The organism is Aliidiomarina maris, from assembly GCF_003987335.1.
In the GTDB taxonomy this organism is placed as follows: Bacteria; Pseudomonadota; Gammaproteobacteria; order Enterobacterales; family Alteromonadaceae; genus Aliidiomarina; species Aliidiomarina maris.
Genome location: NZ_PIPK01000004.1, coordinates 33,812 through 56,246 on the forward strand (window position 1 = coordinate 33,812; position 22,435 = coordinate 56,246).

Genomic DNA, 22,435 nt, shown 5'->3' on the forward strand with positions numbered 1-22,435 from the left:
ATCGCATTGAATCTTAACGGATACCCATGCGACGCAGGGCGTTGGTGCTAAAGTCGCTGCGACGAGGTGTAATGTCAAAGTTCATGTACTGGCTTTCTTCGTTGGCAAGGCCTAGGGTGATGTAACGACCGTTATTTAAGTCGTATACCGATTCCATCGCCATCCAAGGCAGATCGTTGCCGTAGAATTGAATATGGTAGGCTTGCGAAATACGCCATAAGTCACCACGGCCATCATATTGGTCAATCACTGATGCTGTCCAAGTGTCTTCGTCGATGAAGAATGAACGACGCGAGTAAATCATGCGCTCACCTTCTTTCAACGTCGCTTCTACGTGCCAAACACGGTGCAACTCGTAACGAGTATACTCTGGGTTTTCATGACCAGGCATAATGATATCGCTGTACGACAAGTCGGTGTTCAAAAGCTTGTAGTTGTTGTACGGGATATACATTTCTTTCTTGCCGACTAATTCCCAGTTGTACTTGTCTGGAGCACCGTTGAACATATCTAACTGGTCAGACGTACGCAAACCGTCAGCTGCAGTACCTGGACCGTCATAGGCAACGTTTGGTGCACGACGCACACGGCGCTGACCTGCGTTGTAAATCCAAGCGCGGCGGCCTTCACGAACCTGATCAATGGTATCGTGAACCAGAAGTACGGTACCTGTTAAACGACCTGGGGCCAATACTTGCTGTAGGAAGTAGAAAAGTACGTTGTCATCGTTCGCATCACGGCCACCTTCAAGGTACTCAGGCCATACTAACAGCTCACGCAAGCGAACCGCTTCGAAGCGACCATTCGACTGCACTGGAATTTGCGCCACAGTACGTTCAACGGCACCGCCGCGGTAACGGGCCAGGTGGTTCCAAATGACTTCCAAGCCATTTTCTGGAATTGGGAATGGGATAGCGACTTCGAAGTTCTCTAAGCCGTTACCGCCTTGCACTAATTCAGAACGGGTGGCATTACGCTTAATAATGTCAAAGATTTCTTGCGGATAAGTCGATGTACGGCGTGTTTCATACACCGGCATGTAGAAAGTGTCGTAACGCTCGAAAAGGGCAATCTGGCCTGGCGATAAGCGATCGCGGTGCTCGTCAAGGTTGTCACGGGTAATGGTATAAAGTGGCTCATCGTCAGCGAATGGATTGCGCGGACGGTTCACGTCTTCACCTGGACGTGACAAACCACCGGTCCATTCTGGAATTCGACCATCTGCGCTACCAGCACGTTCTGCACCGATCGGTGTCAAATCGTTGCCAAGACGCGCAGCTTCCTGCTCTGACACTGCTGCATAAACGCTAGCTGACACCAGCGAAAGCGCCATTACACCAGCGGTTAATAGAGTTTTTCTCATCGTCTTTGTCCTTGTTACTGTGCTTATACTTGTTATAAGGGCTTCTTATAATCGCGTAAGCTACACCAAAAAATACCAAAATAAAATAAGCATTGCCTCACCTGCTTAGAATGAGAGCAATATTACATTTTTGCAACTATTTGTAAGACCAGAGAGTAAAACATAAGTTTCACATCCTTTACACTAGGCTCACCCGCTTTTAAGCCCCGTTAAATTTAATCCTTTTATGAGTTTTTTTTAACTAAGGGGTTTTCAAACGCCTGTTAGACTATACAATCGGAGTTCACAGCGATATGGACGCCTCAGGAGATATAAATGAAGTGGATCGCAATCTGTACAGCCTTGCTGGCTAGCTTTTCAGCACATGCGCAGCAAGCTGGCGACGATTACGACGTTATTTTTGCCCCATCCCCGCAAGCACAACGAGCGCAGCAAGGGGTTATGGTTGGGTTGAATCGATATTTAGACCAAACCATTGTTGTTGGGGCGTTTGGTACTATCTTGACCAAACAGGGGGAGCAGGATTGGCAGCAAGCCGAGGTGCCAACCAGTGTGTTACTCACATCAGCGCATTATGTCGATGCGAATACCATTTGGGTTTCGGGTCATGATGGCGTGTTGTTACGTAGCCAGGACGCTGGTGCAAGTTGGCAGCGCATGTTGGACGGCTTTCAGTTGCTCAATATAGAACTGGAGTGGTTACAAGAACGTGAAGCGACCTTGCTAACGCGCATTGAAGACGCAGAAGATGACGATGAAGCGGCTGAGTATGAGTTTTTACTCGATGAACTCTCATTTCAAGTTCAGGCAGCTGAAATTCAGCAGGACGTAGGTCCAACCAAACCATTATTTGATGTGTTGTTTACTGACGCTGAGCACGGTTTTGCGGTCGGCGCGTTTGGGATGTTGCTTGAAACCCACGACGGCGGCAGCTCATGGGCTATTGTCAGTGAGCGTTTAGATAACCCAACGGCATTTCACCTCAACAAATTAGTCAGCAATGACGCAGGCGATATTTTTGTTATTGCTGAAGCAGGCCAACTGTTTCGTAGCGACGACAATGGCGCTAGCTTTGAATTGTTAGATTCACCTTATCAGGGCTCGTTCTTTGGTGGTTTATTTGACCAACAAGGGCGCTTTTGGGTCTATGGTTTGCGCGGCAACGTATTTGTGTCTGAAGACAACGGGGACACCTTTAGTGCGCTCAGCTCAAACACACGATACAACCTAAATGGCGGCACTTTAATGGCTGATGGCACCGTGGTGTTGGCAGGTCATTCGGGCACGTTAGTGTTTTTCGATCAAGACACGCTAGAGGCGCAACGCTTTGAGCACAGCAGTAACGTGCCGTTGAGTGGCGTACTACAAGATGCTGGCAGCGAGTTTATTTTGGTAGGCCGCGGCGGTGTCATGCAGTTCCTGTCCCCTCAAGTTCCAGCACGCTAAAAGGATTCCGTAATGAGTGATAGCCAAGTTAAATTCTCTCAGGGTCGAGCTTCCGTGGCTGAGAACCTGTTATTTCGTTTTCGCGCGGGGTGGCTAGTTGGGTTTGCGGTGATTACCGCCTTCTTACTGTATAACGCCATGCAGGTTCGTCCGGACGCCAGCTTTAACAAGATGATTCCGGAAAACCACGAGTTCATTCAGAACTTTTATCAGTATCAGGATGATTTATCCGCGTTAGGTAATGCCATTCGGGTGTCGGTAGAAACCACAGAAGGCACAATTTTTGACGCTGAGTACCAAGACATTTTGCGTCAAGTGACCGATGAATTGTCGTATATCGCGGGAGTGAATCGCTCGCAAATTCGTTCGATTTGGACGCCAAACGTGCGCTGGTCAGAAGTAACCGAAGAAGGCTTTGTTGGCGGCCCCGTGATTCCTGATAGTTACGACGGTAGCCAAGAGAGCTTGGAGCAGTTGCGTCAAAACGTATTGCGTTCAGGTGAAGTAGGTAACCTAGTCGCGAACAATTTCCGCTCGGCATTGGTGTACGTGCCGCTTAGCGAGATCAATCCTGAAACTGGCGAACAACTAGACTATGCTGAGTTTTCGCAGAACTTAGAGCGCTTAGTACGTGAGCAGTACAGCTCCGATACCATTAATATTCAGATTGTTGGTTTCGCGAAAGTCGTCGGCGATCTAATCGAGGGCGCCAACCAGGTTGGTATGTTCTTCGTGTTTGCGATGATCATCACTTTTGTGATGCTGTTCTTATACAGTCGCTGCGTTCGCAGCTCACTTATTGTACTGAGCTGTTCAATTATCGCGGTAATCTGGCAGTTGGGTATCATTCACTTGATTGGTTCTGGTATTAACCCGTATTCGATGCTGGTACCGTTTTTGGTGTTCGCAATTGGTGTCAGCCACGGCGTGCAAATTATCAATGCGGTGATGGCAAATCGTGCTGACGGTGCGGATAAAATGTTGGCTTCGCGCTATGCATTCCGCGGCTTATATGTTGCGGGTCTCACCGCGCTGGCGTCAGATGCGATTGGCTTTACGACCTTGATGGTGATTGACATCGCGGTGATCAAAGAGCTTGCGATTGCCGCTAGTATTGGTGTGGCCGTCATTGTGCTGACCAACTTAGGTTTATTGCCGATTCTGACGTCTTATTTAGATGTATCGAAGCGTGGTTTGCAGTACCAAGAATCTAAGCGTCATGCTAAGCACCCAGTGGTGGCAACGTTTACTCGCTTCGCTACGCCGCGTTGGGCGATGGGAGCAGTGGCTGTTTCACTGGTGCTTGCGATGTTCGGCTTGTGGAAAGGTCAGTATCAGGAAATCGGTGATCTGGACAGCGGTGCGCCTGAGTTGCGTCCGGATTCGCGCTATAACCTTGATAACGCTTTTATGGTGGAAAACTATAGCGCGAGCACGGACATTTTCGTGGTCATGGCGGAAACCCAACCAGGTCAGTGTATTGCCTATAACAATATGGCGCTGATGGATCGCTTCCAATGGCACATGGAAAACGTGGATGGCGTGCAAGCGGTTCGCTCTATTGTCTATGCATCTAAAATGGGCATGGCCGGCACCAATGAAGGTAACCTGAAGTGGTATAGCGTGAATCGCGACGATTTCGTGATTAATGCCTCGATTTCCCAAGCGCCAAGTGGCTTGATGAACCAAGAATGCTCGATGGCACCGATCGTTATCTACTTGAATGACCACAAAGCGCAGACCCTGAACCGGGTAGTTGAGGAAGTACGGGCGTTCTCGACAGAGTTCCCGACTGAAGAGCTCGATTTCTTGATGGCAGCGGGTAATGCTGGTATCGAGGCGGCGACCAACAAGGTCATCGAGACCGCGCAAATTGAGATGCTCATTTGGGTGTACAGTGTGGTTATCGCACTGTGTCTGTTAACTTTTAGAAGCATTCGCACTGTGCTGTGTATCGTGCTGCCATTGATGTTTACCACCATTATGAGCCAAGCGTTGATGGCGACCCTAGGTATAGGGGTTAAAGTGGCGACGTTGCCGGTGATCGCATTGGGTGTCGGTATCGGTGTCGATTACGGTATTTATATCTACAGCAAAATGCGTGAAGCGTTGCGTGAAGGCTTGTCGCTGCTTGAAAGTTACGAGTACGCGCTAACCAAAACGGGTAAAGCGGTTGGCTTCACAGGGCTTACTCTCGCTATCGGTGTCGCTACCTGGATTTGGTCACCAATTAAATTCCAGGCAGACATGGGTATCTTGCTAACCTTTATGTTTATTTGGAACATGCTGGGGGCACTGATCTTGATCCCTGCATTGGCACACCTGCTGCGTGTTGGCCCGAAAGATGCCAACAAAGGTACAGACAAAGCGTAGGGCTTGATTGCTAACGCCAAACGTTAAAAGGCCACTTCGATGAAGTGGCCTTTTTATTTACTGAGTTTTACTTTTATAATTTTGTTTAAAGGCTTTGAATGTATTCAGCCAATGCTTTCAAAATAGCCATGTTACGGCTGTTTTGCTGATTTACTTCCGCCAAGTGTTCTAACTTTAATACAAAGTCATCCACACTGAGCCCACCCGGGTAGCCGTGCATTAAGCGTTCCTGGCAAAACCGGCGCCATTTTTGCTGTTCTGCGTGGGAAAGGGTGTGGCCAAAGTTACGTGCTCGGTAGCGAAATAACATGTCGGGTAAGCGCGCATCGTCCCATGGCAGCGCTAAGCTTCCTAGTTGGTCTGGGTGGCTGCCTCGAATCATCTCCATTTGACTTTTCGCTTGCTGCGAGAAGAATGGACCTGAATATAATGCGGCATCGACATCGTCATCCGTGGGCGCAGGTGGTTCGGCTAACTGAAACACCTGTAATAGGTTGTCACGCAGTTCGTGGTTATCGATCAACGTTTGTCTTGCTTGCATCGCAGCGGCCCAGTCGAGCCCGAATGTCTCGGCTCGGCTCGCTTCAAGTGTGCTTGCAGGCGCAATAAATGGGCACTTGTTGGTGCTAATTGTGACTAAACCAGGGCGAGCAATACCTTGCTCCTGCAAGTCGGCTTTGCGCGTGTAAAGCGCCTCGCGTATTGCCTCGGGGCTATGGATACGCCAGGCATTTGGGTCATTATCGAGACGCCATGCAATGACGGTATTGGCTTGAGATGGGTGGTGCGCGAGGGGCAACACCCAACTTACATTACCTTGCTCGGTGCCATAATGCGCACTAATGTGCACCAGTGGTTTGGCTTGTACTAACGCCTCGTCAAGCAACTGAGCGACTGCGGCTTTACGTCGCTTTTGATAGTAATAATCGTAGAGTCGAGGTTGCGCTTGCTTAATTCGCTGCGCCATCCCGATGGTCGCGTAGACATCGGACATCGCGTCATGGGCTTGGGTATGCGCGATGCCATTCGCTTGGCTTAAAAGCTCCAATTTAAAGCTCACTTTATCATCCACTTGCGGCCACTCAATGCCGTCAGGACGCAGTGCGTAACACGCGCGAACTAAGTCGACTAAATCCCACCGGCTATTATCGTTCTGCCAGCTGTACGCATAGGGGTCGTAAAAATTACGATAGAGCATAAAGCGCGTCATCTCATCGTCAAAGCGTAGGTTGTTGTAACCGGCGATGGTTGTGCCTGGGGTGCTAAACTGCGCATGGATGAGCGCCGCAAACTCAGCTTCTATCAAGCCTTCACGACGTTGCTTTTGTGGGGTGATACCAGTAATTAAACAAGCTTCAGGGTGAGGCAGGTAATCTGGTGCTAACTGACAATATTCAACCAGCGGTTCGCCGATAATATTTAACTGTTCGTCCGTACGGACCCCCGCAAATTGGCTGGGGCGGTCAACGCGCGGATTGGCGCCGCCCGCTTCAAAATCATACCAGTATAAAGTTTTTGTCATTGCAAATAGAGTCTTAGCATCAGTGATTCAATTCATAGGATTAGCATACCATCGCACGGGTGTTGTACGCGAGGCACAATCATGTCCATAATGAAACTGAATAGAATGTAACTGAGTTAAGTAATTGAATGAAGGGAACCCAATGACGTTAGCACATAAAATAACGACCTTAACAGTGACCATAGGCCTTGGCCTTAGCCCTATGTGGCAAACCGTTGCAGCCGACGATGCGCCAATCGCCATCGCTATTCATGGTGGCGCAGGCACAATTACTCGCGACAATATGAGCCCTGAGCGTGAAGCTCAATTTGAAGCAGCATTAACCCACGCAACTGAAGTGGGGTATAAGATTCTGCAGGCAGGTGGTAGCAGTCTCGATGCTGCGATCGCGGCGGTGCAGTCAATGGAACGTGATGCGTTGTTCAATGCAGGCGTTGGCGCGGTGTACACCTTTGATGGTGGCCACGAATTGGACGCCTCAATTATGCGCGGCGACACCCTGGATGCAGGTGCCGTTGCTGGTGTACGAACTATTGAGAGCCCGATACAGCTTGCCCGTGATGTGATGGAACGGTCTCGCCATGTGATGTTAAGTGGTGAAGGCGCAGCAGAATTCGCCCGCGAGCTTGGTTACGCAGAGGTCGACAATGACCATTTTAACTCTGAACACCGTTATCAACAGTTACAAGAGGCGTTGGAGCGGTTACAACAAAGCTCGACTACGGGCGACCAGATTGCGCTGGTTGATTGGGACCCTGCATTCAATATGGGCACCGTGGGTGCGGTCGCCCTTGATCGCGATGGCAACTTAGTCGCCGCCACATCGACTGGTGGGATGACCGCGAAGCAATATGGCCGAATTGGCGATTCGCCCATTATTGGTGCTGGTACATGGGCAGATAACCAAAGCTGTGCAGTGTCTGCAACCGGTCACGGCGAGTATTTCATTCGCTATCATGTGGCCGCTGATATCTGTGCGCGGGTTAAGTATCAAGGCCAAAGTATTGAAGAAGCAGGCGATGCAGTGATTCACGATGTATTAGTGGCAGCGGGCGGCACTGGCGGGGTGATTATTATTGACGCGCAAGGCAATATCCACATGCCGTTCAACACAGAGGGGATGTACCGTGCCAGCCAGAGTTCGTCTTCGCCATTGGACGTTAAAATTTATCGCGACGAGGAGTAACACATATGCCGTTACGTTCATTAAAAGTGGCTGATTATATGAGTCGCCACCCTGCGGTGTTAAAACCTAGCATGCCAATTGAAGAGGCTGTTGCACGGTTGATTGATGCGCAGTCGATCGGTGGCCCCGTGATTGATGATCTTAAGCAAGTGGTGGGTTTTTTATCTGAGCAGGATTGTTTAAAAATGATGCTGGAGGGCACTTACCATAATGAGCAATCGGCAACGGTCGCTGACTGTATGAGTGCGCAGGTGTTGAGTGTCAACATGGACATGGCGATTGTCGATTTAGCTCAGCAGTTTGGCGCTAATCGGCCTAAGGTGTATCCGGTGGTCGATTATCAACAAAAGTTGGTCGGTGTCATAAGCCGTAGCCAAGTGTTGAAAGCGATTCATTTGCACCTAAAAGATGCATTTGCGAACCATGCTTAGTTAATTTGCAGCGTTCATGTTTGGCGACAACTGCGCTTGGCTGTTAAAATAGCGCTAAGTAGTTAAAATAGGTCATTCATGAACGCTTCTATTCAAGCTTTAGCGCAAGCTATCCCCCTTTGTCGTAGTGCCGATCGTTTTAAGCTATCCCAACAGCTAAAACGACTTAAGCAGCTGTCTGGTGAACAACGAGACCAAGCTGAGCAACAGCTCACGCACGCTATTCAGGCGTCAATTCAACAAGTGGCCACGCGCACGGCGGCATTACCCAAGATTAGCTTTCCTGAATCGCTGCCGGTGGTCGCGCATCAAAGTGGTATTCGGGATGCAATAGCCAACCACCAAGTGGTGATAGTTGCGGGTGAAACCGGATCGGGTAAAACCACCCAATTACCAAAGATTTTACTCTCGATGGGGTATGGTGCGAAAGGCATTATCGCGCATACCCAGCCTCGTCGTTTAGCGGCACGTTCAGTAGCCACAAGAATTGCAGAAGAGTTAGGGCAAAGCGTTGGAGCCAGCGTCGGATATAAGGTTCGCTTTCAAGATACATCGAGTGACCAAGGGTCAGTAAAATTAATGACCGACGGTGTCTTGCTGGCTGAGCTGCAAAATGACCGCTACTTGAGTCAGTACGAAGTCATCATCATTGATGAAGCCCACGAACGGTCTTTGAACATCGATTTTCTGCTTGGTGTAATGCATCAGCTACTACCTAAGCGACCCGACCTTAAACTCATCATTACGTCAGCAACGATTGAAACTGAGCGCTTTTCCAAACACTTTAACGATGCGCCTGTGATTAGTGTTGAAGGGCGAACCTTCCCTGTGGAAACTTGGTATCGGCCCCTTAATGACAGTGACGATCAGGATATGTATCAAGGCATCGTCGCTGCGTGCGCTGAGTTAATTGCTTATGGCCCTGGCGATATTTTGGTGTTTTTAAGTGGCGAGCGAGAAATTCGCGATAGTGCAGATGCTTTGAATGATGCTTACCGTGCCGGTGAGTTGGGTCGTCAAACAGGGCTGGAAGTGGTGCCTTTGTTTGCCAGGTTATCGGCAAGTGAGCAAAATAGAATATTTCAGCCCCATGCAGGGCGGCGTATTGTGCTGGCCACCAATGTGGCGGAAACGTCGCTTACCGTGCCCGGTATTCGTTATGTCGTTGACCCTGGTTTTGCACGCTTAAGTCGTTACTCATATCGCACCAAAGTTCAGCGTTTACCTATAGAGCCAGTGTCTCAAGCCAGTGCCAATCAGCGTCAAGGCCGCTGTGGTCGGGTAGGGCCGGGCGTTTGCATTCGCTTGTATAGCGAAGATGACTTTTTGTCGCGTCCCGATTATACGGATCCCGAAATCCTGCGTACCAATCTTGCGTCGGTTATTCTGCAGATGACATCGTTGCGTCTTGGCGATATTCGTCAGTTCCCATTTTTGCAGCGCCCCGATGAACGTTTCGTAAACGATGGCTTAAGTTTACTTGAAGAGCTGCATGCGATTCACTCAAGACGACAGCGCGAACTTCGCTTAACGGACAGTGGCCGCATGCTTGCACGGCTACCAATTGACCCGCGTTTGGCTAGAATGGTGTTGGCTGCGCGCGATACCAGTGCGGTGCGTGAGCTTATGATCATCACGGCAGCTTTGTCGATACAGGACCCGCGTGAACGGCCTGCGGATGCAAAACAAAAGTCGGATGAAAAGCACGCGCGTTTTCACCACCCGCAGTCAGATTTTATGGCGTATTTAAGTTTATGGGATTACCTCCAGGCTCAGCAGAAATCGTTGTCGAACAGCCAGTTCCGTAAGTTGTGTAAGCAAGAATACATTCATTATCTGCGCGTTCGTGAGTGGCAAGACCTTTACACTCAGTTACGTCAAACGGTGCGTGAGTTAAAGCTACCGATTAATGACGAACCAGCCAGTTTGGAGCAAGTCCACCAAGCACTATTGGCAGGTCTGCTGTCGCATATTGGGATGAAAGATGAAGGCCATGAATTTCATGGCGCACGCGGCCGCAAGTTTTACGTGTTTCCTGGCTCGGGTTTATTTAAAAAGCCACCAAAGTGGCTGATGGCCTCAGAGCTAGTCGAAACATCGCGCTTGTTCGCGCGTACTGTTGGCATGATCAAGCCCGAATGGGTCGAGCCACTTGCTAAGCATCTGGTCAAACGCAGTCATTCAGAGCCACATTTTGAGAAGAAGCGTGGCGCGGTGGTGGCCTTTGAGCAAGTCAGCTTGTATGGCGTGGTGATTGTACCTAAGCGCAAGGTTCAATATGGCCCTATTGATGCTGTGGTGGCGCGCGAGATTTATATTCGTGAAGCGCTAGTTAACGGCCAGATCAGTGAGCATAGTGCTAAGCCACTAGGTTTTATTGCAAAGAACTTAGCTACGATTGAGCAGATTCAAGCCCTTGAAGATAAATCGCGGCGACGAGATATTTTAGTCGACGAAGAGGCTTTATTTACTTGTTACGAGCAAGTATTACCTGCTGACATTTATGACGATCGCAGCTTAGCGCGCTGGTATCGTCAAGCACAGCGGCGTTCGCCAGATATTTTAGTCTTTACCCGTGAGCAATTGATGCTTCAGGAAGCGTCTTTTGTAACCGAGCAAAGCTACCCTGATGAATGGCGTCAAGGCAGCCTAAGCTTGCCATTGAGCTATCAGTTTGACCCCAACGCAGAGGACGATGGCGTGAGTGTTGAACTACCGGTAGGCATCCTCAATCAAGTACAGGATGATGGCTTCGACTGGCTAATTCCGGCATTACGCGAAGAATTAGTGGTGGCGTTGATTAAAAGCTTACCCAAGCGTTTACGCCGAAACTTCGTACCAGCACCTAATTACGCGCAAGCGGCGCTGCAAGCCATGCAGGTGGGTGAGGGGTCTTTACTGGATGGATTAAGTCGGGTGCTAAAGCGTATGAGTGGTGTAAGCCTAACCACTGAAGACTGGGATTTGTCGACGCTGCCAGTTCATTTACGTATGAACTTCAAGGTGTTTGATAACGACGGTAATCTGCTTGCTCAAGGCCGCGACTTGAAAGCCTTGCAGCATCAACTGCAAGGTCAGGTAAAAGCCACATTGGTGGCGACAGCAGGCGATAGTATCGAACAGCAAGGCTTGACCCAGTGGTCGTTTGGCGAATTACCGCAAAGCATTGAAAAGCATCAGGGACGGTTCGCGATTCGAGCTTATCCTGCGCTACGCGATACCAAAGATTCGGTGGCTATTGAGTTATTCGATAACCCTGAACGCGCTGCCATGGCGCATCAGCAAGGTTTACGTCGGCTAGTGCTGCTTAACGTGCCGTCGCCGCTGAAGTATTTACGCGAAAACTTACCTAATAAGTCCAAATTGGCGATGTATTTTAACCCTTGGGGTCGGGTTGAGGCGCTGATAGAGGACTGTATCGATGCCGCGATTGATGCATTGCTTGCGAGCATGCAGGTCAATGACGAAGCATCGTTTAAGCAGGCCCTTGATACGATTCGTGCCGAATTGAACACAGTGACGCTGGATATCGCTAAGGCAGTAGAACGTTGTCTGGTACTAAGTCATGGGCTGCAGAAAAATTTGAAAGGTAAAATACCTTTTGACCAAGTGCAGTCGTACGCAGATATCAAAGCACACTTGAATACTTTGGTGTTTAAAGGCTTTGTGAGTGAATTTGGTCGTGGGCGCTTGGCGGATATTGAACGCTACTTAAAAGCGCTACAACAGCGACAAGAGAAATTGGCGGTGGATCCGAATCGTGATCGTCTGCGCATGTTAACGATTGAGAAGCTTGAAAGCCAATGGCAAGCAAAATTGAAGCAGGTACCGAAGGGAGACAGCCCAAGTGAGGCGCTATTGAACTTCCGCTGGATGCTAGAGGAATTGCGGGTATCGTTGTTTGCGCAGCAATTAGGTACGGCGTATCCAGTATCAGAGCAGCGCCTGCAGCAAGCTTTAGCGGCGTTGTAACTGGGGAACCACAGCCAGACATAAGAAAGCCCGCAACTGCGGGCTTTCTTATCTGTAGACTGATGTCGCCTTGGTACTATTACGCTTGTTGATACAAGCCTAAGTTCTCACGTGCATAGGCTTCAAATTCTGTGCAGCCACCAATGTGGTTCTCATCAACAAAAATCTGAGGCACAGTTAATACCGGCTTGCCGATGGTTTTTTCTAGATCGGCTTTGCTGATCCCTTCTGCATGAATGTCAACGTAACGATATTCAAAATCATCACGCTCTTCACTAAGTTGCTCTGCAATTTGCTTTGCACGAACACAAAATGGACATGCCGGTCGACCAAAAATAACTGTTAACATGATAACTCCCAATTAAAATGAATGCGCATGTGGCCCAAGCTTATGAATCGAATTGCCGCTTGGCGAATGAATACGAGCGGTTTCGCTTAGTAGTCATTATAAACAATGGCAGTAGTATACAGAAACGGGCACTTATAAATAAAATAGATTAAAACGATACCTTTAATCACTTTTATCTATTTCATACCCATAACTGCGTGTTGCAGCCTAACCTTAATGCTCTAAGTCTAAATCGCTTGTCGCAATGCAGACACAGGGAAGTATGTCACCCGGTCGCACGAAAGCGAGTGGGTCGGTGGTGTACTCGACGGTGCCAGCGCATAGTCGAGTGCGGCATGCGCCACAAAAGCCATTACGGCAATGGTAGTGGGTATCTATGCCTGCGCGTTCCATACTGACCAGCAGCGAGCACGCTTCGTCAGTTGGCACGCTAAACGTCACATCGTCTTGATTCGTACGAGTGACGTTAATCCACAAAGTTTTACTCATCGCCACATTGGTCTTTATAAATCGAAGTCACCGAAGTCTGTCGCACTAACTTCACTGTCAATTTGACCGACTAAGTACGAGCTAATTTCTGCTTCTTGCGGTGCCACTTGCACGTTATCCGAGACTAAGTACTTGTTCATCCAAGGCAATGGGTTGCTGGTTTGATCGTACTGTGGCTCCATACCAATCGCCGCCATGCGTAAGTTGGCAATGTACTCAACGTACTGACACAGCATTTGCTCGTTAAGGCCGATCATCGAACCATTTTTGAATAGGTAATGTGCCCACTTTTTCTCTTGCTCAACCGCCGCGGTAAAAATGGCTAAGGCTTCGTCTTTAAGTTCCTCAGCAATTTCCTGCATCTCAGGGTCGTCTTCACCATACTGCCACAAATTAAGCACATGCTGGGTTGAGGTTAAATGCAGGTTTTCATCGCGGGCAATCAGGCGAATAATTTTCGAATTGCCTTCCATCATTTCGCGCTCAGCAAATGCGAAGGTGCAGGCGAAGCTGACGTAAAAGCGAATGGCTTCTAGGGCGTTGACCGAGTTCATGCACAAGAACAACTTTTTCTTTAGTTCGCGCTTGGTCACCAGGAAGGTTTCACCATTGATAGTGATTTCACCTTCACCGTGGGTTTGCCATAACTGGGTATGGAAAATTAAATCATCGTAATACTTAGAAATATCAGTCGCACGCTGCTTAATTTCCTCATTCACTACGATGTCTTCAAACACCGCGCTCGGGTCGCTGAATAAATTACGCAAGATATGCGTATAAGAGCGTGAGTGGATGGTTTCAGAAAATGACCAGGTTTCGATCCAAGTTTCCAATTCTGGCAGCGATACAATGGGCAAAAACGCGATATTAGGGCTGCGACCTTGCACGGAATCGAGCAAAGTTTGGTACTTCAGGTTAGAGATAAAAATGTGCTTCTCACTTTCACTCATGGCCTGAAAATCAACGCGGTCGCGGCTTACGTCAACTTCTTCAGGGCGCCAGAAAAAGCTGAGCTGCTTCTCAATCAGTTTTTCGAAAATACTGTGACGTTGTTGATCGTAACGGGCGACGTTGACTGAATTGCCAAAGAACATCGGTTCACCCAGTGGGTTAACGTGCGCCTGATTAAAAGTCGAATATTTCATGTGGACTGATACCTAATACTTGCCTGCTGTGGCCTTGAAAATTGCGGCACTCGTAAGAGTGCCGGCACACTTACGGTTAAATCTTACATGCTCCGCCAGCACAATCATCGTCTTCGTCCATCACCGCAGTGACAGCTTGCTGCGCTTGCGGTTCAGGTTGTGCTTTACGTCCAGCAACATTGGCTTGGTTGTCCGCAGCGCCGTCACGGGTGTTGTGGTAGTACAGCGTTTTGACCCCAAGTTTGTAGGCATACAGTAAGTCTTGTAGCAGCTGCTTCATCGGTACTTTGCTGCTCTCAAACTTACTTGGATCGTAATTGGTATTGGCTGAAATAGTTTGGTCGATAAACTTCTGCATAATCGCAACCAGCTCGATATAGCCCTTATTACTTGGAATTGACCAAAGCAGCTCATAAGCATCTTTTAACGTGTCGTATTCCGGTACAACCTGCTTCATCACGCCATCTTTCGATGATTTCACGCTAATGTGCCCACGCGGTGGCTCAATCCCATTGGTCGCATTGGAAATTTGCGATGAGGTTTCTGACGGCATTAACGCGGACAATGTTGAGTTGCGCAAACCGTGAGTTTTTACTGATTCGCGCAGTGCGTCCCAGTCGTAATGCAATGGTTCATTACAAATGCTATCGACATCTTTTTTATAGGTATCGATTGGCATGATGCCTTGGGCATAGGTGGTTTCGTTGAACTTAGGACACGCACCTTTTTCTTTGGCTAGGTTATTCGATGCTTTCAATAAGTAGTATTGCATGGCTTCAAAGGTACGGTGTACCAAGCCATTGGCGCTACCATCCGAGTATTTAACGCCGTTCTTAGCTAAATAGTACGCCAGGTTAATCACACCAATACCAAGGGTGCGGCGACCGTTGGTTGCATTCCAAGCCGCAGGCACTGGGTAGTCCTGGTAGTCTAATAAGCTATCTAATGCGCGCACGCCAAGGTCGGCCATCTCTTCAAAATCATCTAACGACTGAATCGAGCCCAAGTTAAAAGCTGACAGTGTACATAATGCAATTTCACCCTCAGGATCGTTCACATGGGTCAGCGGCTTGGTAGGTAACGCGATTTCCAGGCATAAGTTACTTTGGCGAATAGGCGCAACTTTCGGATCGAACGGACTATGGGTGTTGGTATGATCAACGTTCTGCAAGTAAATACGGCCTGTGCTAGCGCGTTCTTGCATAAACAAACCAAATAACTCGATCGCTTTAATACGCTTCTTGCGAATGCTCTCGTCTTGCTCGTATTGGTCGTACAAACGCTCAAACTCGTCTTGGTCTGCAAAGAAAGCATCATACAAGCCAGGTACGTCAGACGGGCTAAACAAGGTAATGTGTTGATCTTTAATTAGGCGCTGGTACATCAGTTTGTTGAACTGTACGCCGTAATCTAAGTGGCGCACGCGGTTCTCTTCAACACCGCGGTTGTTCTTCAGCACCAACAATGATTCCACTTCCAAATGCCAAATTGGATAGAACAGGGTGGCTGCACCGCCGCGAACGCCACCTTGAGAGCAGCTTTTAACGGCCGTTTGGAAATACTTAAAGAATGGAATACAACCCGTGTGGAAAGCTTCCCCATTGCGAATAGGGCTACCAAGGGCACGAATACGGCCTGCATTAATCCCGATACCGGCGCGTTGAGATACATATTTGACAATCGCGCTGGCGGTCGCGTTAATTGAGTCCAAGCTGTCGCCACACTCAATCAGTACACACGAGCTAAATTGACGCGTCGGCGTACGCACACCCGACATAATTGGAGTCGGCAGAGAAATCTTAAATTCAGAGGTTGCGTCATAAAAGCGGCGCACATAGTCAAGACGCTGGGCTTTCGGATATTTTGCAAATAAACACGCAGCTACCAAGATGTAGAGGAATTGAGCACTTTCATAGACATCCCCAGTGACCCGGTTTTGTACCAAGTATTTGCCTTCTAACTGCTTCACCGCAGCGTAAGAGAAATTCATGTCACGCCAGTGATCGATGAAATCGTTCATCTGATTGAATTCTTCTTCACTGTAGTCTTCAAGCAAGTGCTTGTCGTAACGGTTGTCTGCAACCATTTTACTGACGTGCTTGAATAAGTGGGGCGGCTCAAATTGGCCATACGCGCGTTTACGCAAATGGAAGATAGCTAACCGAGCAGCCATATATTGATAATCAGGGGCTTCTTCGGAAATCAGGTCCGCAGCGGCTTTAATGATTGTTTCATGAATATCTGAGGTTTTGATGCCGTCGTAGAACTGGATATGTGACTTGATTTCTACTTGTGAGACAGAGACGTTTTTAAGACCCTCTGCGGCCCAGCTGATGACACGGTGAATTTTATCGAGTTCGAGGGGTTCACGGACACCATTGCGTTTCGTAACCTGAATAGATTGGCTCATGATTATTATACCTGTTAGCGCTGCCTGATGGCTAAGTTGTAACCACTATATATAGTGTTAATGTGTGACTACTGCGTGAAATTCACACTATATATTGTGTCTGGGAGTTTGCCGATATACTAGACCTCAAGTGGGTCTTTCTCAAGCCTAATAATTGCAAGTTTTTCGTCTTTTTAGGGTTGAGATTTTGCAATTGTTGCTATACCCCACGAGTTTAAACGGCTAATGATTTATGCCGTGGGATTCAGATTGTTTGGTTATTAAAATGGTTGACATTATTCTAACGCTCGCAGCACCACGAACCTGCTGCGTGAGCGCGAATTTACGTCCACAAATCCAGCAATTGTAAAGGGTATTGTATCTCAGTGTCGGCTTGCCACAAAGCGGGGGTATCTTGCTCGCTAACGTAACCATAGTGCGCCAACACGGTCAGCATACCAGCCGCGCGGCCAGCTTGGATGTCACGTTCAGCGTCACCGACGTACCAACATTCGTTTGGTTCAAGGCCAAGTTGCTCTGCAGCGAGGTAAAGTGGTGCAGGGTGCGGTTTAGCCACATCGAGCGTATCGCCGCACACCACCGCTCGGCAAGCTGCCAATTGCGGGAAGTGGGGTAATAAGGCTTGAGTAAATTGTGTGGGCTTGTTGGTCACAATACCGTATTGCACATCTTGCGCATCCAGTTGGGTGAGTAACTCGCTGATGCCGTCAAAGTACTGGGTGCGACTGTAAGGGTCAGCCGCATACACCGATAGAAACGCCGCACGCAGATCCGCTTGGGTGTCGGCATTGAATTTAGAGCCAAAGCCGAGGCTAAGTAAACCTGCAGAGCCATGGGATGCGACTGGGCGTGCTTGCTCAAGAGACACCAACGGCAACCTGTGGGTATTCAGCACTTGAGTTAAGGCATGGTGTAAATCGGCAGCGGTATCTAACAGGGTGCCATCTAAATCAAATAACACCCCACGCGGACGTCTTAGGGTCATCCGCTCACGCCTCGCTGCGGCAATGCACAATGTAATTAACATCCACATTGCGATTACTGAGGAAAAACTCGCGACTAAGCGGGTTATAATGCAGCCCAGTCATATCATGGGCATGCACTCCATGACGTTCGGCCATGTCTAATAACTCACTCGGTTTAATAAACTTGTGATGGTCATGGGTGCCTTTAGGTACCCAGCGTAAAATGTACTCGGCCGCAATGACACCTAGCAAGCGCGCTTTGAGGTTACGATTCAAGGTTGAGAAAAATAGCTCGCCACCCGGTTTAACGAGGCGCGCGCAGGCGGCAATCACGGCTTCGGGGTCTGGCACGTGTTCAAGCATTTCTAAACAGGTAACGACGTCAAATTCACCAGCATGCTGTTCGGCAAATTGCTCTGCGGTGCTTTGCTGATAATCAACTTGAACACCTGCATCTAGTGCATGTAAACGCGCAACGTCTAATGCTTCAGCGCTCATATCAATGGCACTCACTTGTGCACCCAACTTTGCCATCGCCTCAGACAGCAATCCGCCCCCGCAACCGACATCCAGCACTCGCTTACCAAATAAGCCGTCACTATGGGTTTCGATGTAATTGACCCGCAGTGGATTAATTAAGTGCAAGGGCTTGAACTCGCCCTCTGGGTCCCACCAACGTGAGGCGACGGCACTAAATTTATCAATTTCCTGAGCATCCACATTTTGCGACATGAAAGGGGCTTTCCTATAAAAGCAGTATGAAGTGGTTGATAGTGTACTGAACCTCATCCAGGGATACCAGACTAAGTGGGTCTGCACGCTTAGATATCAGCCAATCGTGAATCGCTTTCTCCCTCGTCAAGATGATTACCCTGTGGTATGCTCATTGCACTCAATTAAGAGCTTGCTAGACGCCATCCTAGGGCGTTAAATCGCATCACCTGCAAGTTCACGCGGAACGTAATGATTTGCGCGCTCTCAGACCGATTTGGTGAGCGAGCGCGAATAACAATGACAAGCGTAAACAACGCAGATAATTAAAGCTAGCTATTCACTAGCTCAATAAGTGTAGGGAATTTGTGTATGACCGAGCATGCCCAGGACGTGGTTCCGGTAAATATCGAAGACGAACTGAAAAACTCTTATCTTGACTATGCGATGAGCGTCATCATTGGTCGCGCCTTGCCGGATGTGCGCGACGGCTTAAAGCCTGTGCACCGCCGCGTATTGTTCGCGATGAGTGTGTTGGGGAACGATTACAATAAGCCATATAAAAAATCGGCGCGTGTGGTCGGTGACGTGATTGGTAAATATCACCCACATGGCGATAGCGCAGCGTATGACACCATTGTACGGATGGCCCAGCCGTTCTCTTTGCGTTACATGCTTGCCGACGGCCAAGGTAACTTTGGTTCGGTGGATGGCGACAGTGCTGCAGCGATGCGTTACACCGAAGTGCGCATGTCTAAAATTGCCCATCAGCTATTGGCCGATTTAGACAAAGAAACCGTCGATTTTGTGCCTAACTATGACGGTACAGAGCAAATCCCAGACGTATTACCGACTCGTATCCCTAACTTGCTGGCTAATGGTTCATCCGGTATCGCTGTAGGTATGGCCACCAACATTCCGCCACATAACTTGAACGAAGTTGTTGATGGTTGTTTGGCGATGATCAAAAACCCAGATATCGGTTTTGACGAGTTACTCGAGTACATTCCTGGCCCAGATTTCCCAACTGCGGGTATTATTTCAGGGCGTCAAGGCATTATCGATGCGTACCGTACCGGGCGTGGCAAAATTTATATTCGCGCCCGTGCTGAAGTGATTGAAGACGGCGGCCGCGATGTCATTATCGTGCATGAATTGCCATATCAGGTGAACAAAGCACGTCTGATCGAGAAAATTGCTGAGCTGGTCAAAGAGAAGCGTTTAGAGGGCATTAGTGGCCTGCGTGACGAATCGGACAAAGACGGCATGCGCGTAGTGATTGAAATGAAGCGCGGCGAATCTGGCGAAGTTATGCTCAATCACTTGTACCGCAATACCCAAATGCAAGTGGTGTTCGGTATCAACATGGTAGCTTTGGATAACGGCCAACCGAAGCTGTTCACTTTGCGCGAAATCCTTGAAGCCTTCATTTTACACCGTCGTGAAGTGGTGACTCGCCGTACTGTTTATGAGCTACGCAAAGCTCGCGAGCGTGCGCATACGTTGGAAGGCCTGGCAATAGCGCTGGCCAATATTGAAGAAATTATCGAACTAATTAAGGCATCGCCGTCACCCGCTGAAGCAAAAGCGAGTTTGATTGCGCGCGGCTGGAGCCTGGGCGACGTTGCCGTGATGCTAGAGCGTGCTGGTGTTGATGCGGCACGCCCAGACTGGGTTGAGGACGGTTTTGGCGTCGTGTCAGGCACTTACCACTTAACTGAAGTGCAAGCACAAGCCATTTTAGAATTACGCTTACACAAGCTAACCGGTCTTGAACATGAAAAGATCCTTGGTGAATACAAAGATCTGCTCGAGAAAATCGCTGAATTCCTACACATTTTGAATAGTTCAGAGCGCTTGATGGAAGTGATTGAGCAAGAACTGGAACAAGTCAAAGCGGAATTTGGTGATGCCCGCCGTACTGAAATCACCGCGGCTGCCCATGACATTAATTTAGAAGATTTGATTGAACAAGAAGACGTGGTTGTCACTTTGTCACACCAAGGCTACGTAAAGTATCAGCCGTTGACTGAATACGAAGCGCAGAAGCGCGGTGGTAAAGGTAAAGCAGCGACCAAAATGAAGGACGAAGACTTTATTGAACGTCTATTGGTGGCGAATACCCACGACACGATTTTGTGTTTCTCGACTCATGGCCGCGTGTATTGGATGAAAACTTACCAGTTACCGCTGGCTAGCCGTGCGTCGCGCGGTAAACCAATCGTTAACTTATTGCCGCTTCAGGATGGCGAGCGAATTACCGCGATTCTGCCAATTACTGACTTTGAAGATAACAAGTTTGTGTTTATGGCAACGCGTAACGGTACGGTGAAAAAGACGCCATTGGTTGATTATTCTCGTCCACGCTCAAGCGGCATTATTGCACTGAACCTTGCTGATAACGACGAACTGATTGGTGTCGATATTACCGACGGCCACCAGGATATTTTACTGTTCTCAGATGCTGGTAAAGTGGTGCGTTTCCAGGAAGACCAAGTGCGCTCAATGGGCCGCACTGCAACAGGTGTGCGTGGTATTCGTTTGGCCGACGGCCAACGTGTGGTGTCACTGATTGTACCGCGTACTTTGGAAGGCAGTGATCAAGAAGGGGCTGTATTAACGGTCACTGAGAATGGCTTTGGTAAACGAACTTTACTCAGTGAGTACCCAGCGAAGAGCCGAGCAACTCAAGGGGTTGTATCGATCAAAGTCAGCGAGCGCAACGGCGCCGTTGTGGGTGCACTTGAAGTCGTGCCTGGTGAGCAGATGATGCTTATCAGTAACCGCGGTACTTTAGTGCGCACTCGTGTAGATGAAGTGTCGCAAGTGGGCCGTAATACTCAGGGCGTGACCTTAATTCGTACGGCGGACGACGAAGTTGTGGTTGGCTTGCAACGTATTGCTGATAGCGATACCGACGCAGTCGAAGGCGAAGAAGTTGACGCTAACGATGTAGCTGGAAACGAGCAAGATGACAATCTATAACTTTTCTGCGGGGCCGGCGATGCTGCCGGCTGCTGTGCTAAAGAAGGCGCAGGCTGAATTATTAGATTGGCAGGGGCGTGGCATTTCGGTGATGGAAGTGAGTCACCGGTCCCCTGAATACATCGCACTAGCGGAAGAGGCTGAACAGAATCTGCGTGATTTGATGTCGATTCCTGACAACTATGCGGTGCTATTCATGCATGGTGGCGGCCGTAATCACTTTTCATCGGTACCACTTAATATTGCCGATGAAAGCGCAACCGTTGACTACGTAACCACTGGAAGCTGGTCTCAAATTGCGTTCGATGAAGCCAAGAAATATGTGCGTCACGTTAACCTTGCTGCGCAAACTGAAGAAACCCCACAAGGCAAAGCCATTCCACTTGTGGCGGACTGGCAGCTTTCAGATGGTGCCGCCTACGTGCACTATTGTCCGAACGAAACTGTCGATGGCATTGCATTGCATGAGGTGCCAGATGTTGCAGCGCCCTTAGTGGCTGATATGTCGTCGGTGATATTGGCGGAACCACTTGATGTCAGCAAATTCGGCGTGATTTACGCGGGTGCGCAAAAAAATATCGGTCCGTCAGGGTTTTCTGTGGTCATTATTCGCAAAGACTTATTGGCAACACGGCAATCGCGCGTTTGCACGGTAATGAACTATCAGGTTCAAGCTGCTGAAAAATCGATGTATAACACCCCGAATACGTGGGCGTGGTACTTATCAGGTGAAGTGTTCAAGTGGTTGCAACGGGAAGGTGGCGTTGCCGCTATGGGTGAACAAAATCACGCCAAAGCACGGCTGCTATATGAGTGTATTGATAACAATCCGTTTTATCGCAACCAAGTGCATCCGCGCAATCGCTCGATTATGAACATTCCATTTCAACTGGCTAAACCCGAGCTCGACAACGTGTTTTTAAGCCAGGCGGCAGAGCAAGGTTTAATTGCTTTGAAAGGGCATCGATTTGTCGGTGGTATGCGCGCAAGCATGTATAACGCGATGCCATACGCAGGGGCTCAAGCGCTGGTCGATTTTATGACCCGTTTCGCGCAGCAGCACGGTTAAACTGAAATAAAAAACACAA

The 22,435-nt window shown here is 48.9% G+C and carries 15 protein-coding genes; 7 read left to right on the forward strand and 8 right to left on the reverse strand.

All coding sequences use genetic code 11. From position 1 onward, the window contains the following. Positions 1 to 13 precede the first annotated feature (13 nt). Complete coding sequence (locus tag CWE07_RS05725) at positions 14 to 1,363, reverse strand: DUF1329 domain-containing protein (protein ID WP_111568932.1); 1,350 nt, start codon at positions 1,361 to 1,363, stop codon at positions 14 to 16. Between the two features lie 315 nt (positions 1,364 to 1,678). Between CWE07_RS05725 and CWE07_RS05730 the strand changes: the two genes are divergently transcribed. Then, a complete protein-coding gene (locus CWE07_RS05730; protein ID WP_111568933.1) occupies positions 1,679 to 2,809 on the forward strand; it encodes a WD40/YVTN/BNR-like repeat-containing protein in 1,131 nt (376 codons plus the stop codon). A gap of 12 nt (positions 2,810 to 2,821) precedes the next feature. Beyond that, on the forward strand, positions 2,822 to 5,182 hold the full coding sequence (locus CWE07_RS05735) for an efflux RND transporter permease subunit (RefSeq protein WP_111568934.1): 2,361 nt from the start codon (positions 2,822 to 2,824) through the stop codon (positions 5,180 to 5,182). Positions 5,183 to 5,267: 85 nt separating this feature from the next. On the opposite strand, the gene sbcB is transcribed toward CWE07_RS05735, so the two are convergent. Continuing rightward, entirely contained in the window at positions 5,268 to 6,704 is a 1,437-nt protein-coding gene (gene sbcB, locus CWE07_RS05740; RefSeq protein WP_111568935.1) for an exodeoxyribonuclease I, read from the reverse strand. Between the two features lie 142 nt (positions 6,705 to 6,846). On the opposite strand from sbcB, the gene CWE07_RS05745 reads away from it, so the two are divergent. From CWE07_RS05745 to hrpA, 3 genes are all read left to right on the forward strand, one after another. Further along, positions 6,847 to 7,890 carry an isoaspartyl peptidase/L-asparaginase family protein gene (locus CWE07_RS05745; protein ID WP_420836540.1) on the forward strand — a complete coding sequence of 348 codons (1,044 nt, stop codon included), beginning with the start codon at positions 6,847 to 6,849 and terminating at the stop codon, positions 7,888 to 7,890. Positions 7,891 to 7,895: 5 nt separating this feature from the next. Further along, a complete protein-coding gene (locus CWE07_RS05750) occupies positions 7,896 to 8,321 on the forward strand; it encodes a CBS domain-containing protein (RefSeq protein ID WP_111568936.1) in 426 nt (141 codons plus the stop codon). 78 nt (positions 8,322 to 8,399) lie between these two features. Next, entirely contained in the window at positions 8,400 to 12,293 is a 3,894-nt protein-coding gene (gene hrpA / locus CWE07_RS05755; protein ID WP_111568937.1) for an ATP-dependent RNA helicase HrpA, read from the forward strand. Between the two features lie 79 nt (positions 12,294 to 12,372). Here the strand turns inward: hrpA and CWE07_RS05760 are convergent, their stop codons facing one another. From CWE07_RS05760 to ubiG, 6 genes are all read right to left on the reverse strand, one after another. Continuing rightward, on the reverse strand, positions 12,373 to 12,642 hold the full coding sequence (locus tag CWE07_RS05760) for a GrxA family glutaredoxin (protein ID WP_111568938.1): 270 nt from the start codon (positions 12,640 to 12,642) through the stop codon (positions 12,373 to 12,375). Between the two features lie 213 nt (positions 12,643 to 12,855). Further along, the gene (gene yfaE, locus CWE07_RS05765; protein ID WP_111568939.1) at positions 12,856 to 13,131 is read right to left on the reverse strand and encodes a class I ribonucleotide reductase maintenance protein YfaE; all 276 of its coding nucleotides are present in this window, start codon (positions 13,129 to 13,131) and stop codon (positions 12,856 to 12,858) included. A gap of 14 nt (positions 13,132 to 13,145) precedes the next feature. Continuing rightward, positions 13,146 to 14,276 (reverse strand): class Ia ribonucleoside-diphosphate reductase subunit beta, encoded by a 1,131-nt coding sequence (gene nrdB / locus CWE07_RS05770; RefSeq protein WP_111568940.1) that lies wholly within the window; start codon positions 14,274 to 14,276, stop codon positions 13,146 to 13,148. 76 nt (positions 14,277 to 14,352) lie between these two features. Continuing rightward, positions 14,353 to 16,686, reverse strand: coding sequence for a class 1a ribonucleoside-diphosphate reductase subunit alpha (gene nrdA / locus CWE07_RS05775; RefSeq protein ID WP_111568941.1), 2,334 nt, complete (start codon positions 16,684 to 16,686; stop codon positions 14,353 to 14,355). Positions 16,687 to 17,008: 322 nt separating this feature from the next. After that, positions 17,009 to 17,671 (reverse strand): HAD family hydrolase, encoded by a 663-nt coding sequence (locus CWE07_RS05780; RefSeq protein WP_111568942.1) that lies wholly within the window; start codon positions 17,669 to 17,671, stop codon positions 17,009 to 17,011. Between the two features lie 4 nt (positions 17,672 to 17,675). Beyond that, positions 17,676 to 18,383 (reverse strand): bifunctional 2-polyprenyl-6-hydroxyphenol methylase/3-demethylubiquinol 3-O-methyltransferase UbiG, encoded by a 708-nt coding sequence (gene ubiG / locus CWE07_RS05785; protein ID WP_111568943.1) that lies wholly within the window; start codon positions 18,381 to 18,383, stop codon positions 17,676 to 17,678. A 351-nt stretch (positions 18,384 to 18,734) separates the two neighbouring features. On the opposite strand from ubiG, the gene gyrA reads away from it, so the two are divergent. Together gyrA and serC are read left to right on the forward strand one after the other, a co-directional pair. After that, entirely contained in the window at positions 18,735 to 21,347 is a 2,613-nt protein-coding gene (gene gyrA / locus CWE07_RS05790) for a DNA topoisomerase (ATP-hydrolyzing) subunit A (RefSeq protein WP_111568944.1), read from the forward strand. Beyond that, positions 21,334 to 22,416 carry a 3-phosphoserine/phosphohydroxythreonine transaminase gene (gene serC, locus CWE07_RS05795; RefSeq protein WP_111568945.1) on the forward strand — a complete coding sequence of 361 codons (1,083 nt, stop codon included), beginning with the start codon at positions 21,334 to 21,336 and terminating at the stop codon, positions 22,414 to 22,416. The genes gyrA and serC overlap by 14 nt, the downstream gene beginning before the upstream one ends. Positions 22,417 to 22,435 lie beyond the last annotated feature (19 nt).

Coding starts and splice junctions, on each gene's coding strand:
- nrdA (WP_111568941.1), bottom strand. CDS start 16,686: ATGAGCCAATCTATTCAGGTTACGAAACGCAATGGTGTCCGTGAACCC.
- CWE07_RS05735 (WP_111568934.1), top strand. CDS start 2,822: ATGAGTGATAGCCAAGTTAAATTCTCTCAGGGTCGAGCTTCCGTGGCT.
- ubiG (WP_111568943.1), bottom strand. CDS start 18,383: ATGTCGCAAAATGTGGATGCTCAGGAAATTGATAAATTTAGTGCCGTC.
- yfaE (WP_111568939.1), bottom strand. CDS start 13,131: ATGAGTAAAACTTTGTGGATTAACGTCACTCGTACGAATCAAGACGAT.
- CWE07_RS05780 (WP_111568942.1), bottom strand. CDS start 17,671: ATGACCCTAAGACGTCCGCGTGGGGTGTTATTTGATTTAGATGGCACC.
- nrdB (WP_111568940.1), bottom strand. CDS start 14,276: ATGAAATATTCGACTTTTAATCAGGCGCACGTTAACCCACTGGGTGAA.
- hrpA (WP_111568937.1), top strand. CDS start 8,400: ATGAACGCTTCTATTCAAGCTTTAGCGCAAGCTATCCCCCTTTGTCGT.
- CWE07_RS05730 (WP_111568933.1), top strand. CDS start 1,679: ATGAAGTGGATCGCAATCTGTACAGCCTTGCTGGCTAGCTTTTCAGCA.
- serC (WP_111568945.1), top strand. CDS start 21,334: ATGACAATCTATAACTTTTCTGCGGGGCCGGCGATGCTGCCGGCTGCT.
- CWE07_RS05725 (WP_111568932.1), bottom strand. CDS start 1,363: ATGAGAAAAACTCTATTAACCGCTGGTGTAATGGCGCTTTCGCTGGTG.
- CWE07_RS05760 (WP_111568938.1), bottom strand. CDS start 12,642: ATGTTAACAGTTATTTTTGGTCGACCGGCATGTCCATTTTGTGTTCGT.
- gyrA (WP_111568944.1), top strand. CDS start 18,735: ATGACCGAGCATGCCCAGGACGTGGTTCCGGTAAATATCGAAGACGAA.
- sbcB (WP_111568935.1), bottom strand. CDS start 6,704: ATGACAAAAACTTTATACTGGTATGATTTTGAAGCGGGCGGCGCCAAT.
- CWE07_RS05750 (WP_111568936.1), top strand. CDS start 7,896: ATGCCGTTACGTTCATTAAAAGTGGCTGATTATATGAGTCGCCACCCT.
- CWE07_RS05745 (WP_420836540.1), top strand. CDS start 6,847: ATGACGTTAGCACATAAAATAACGACCTTAACAGTGACCATAGGCCTT.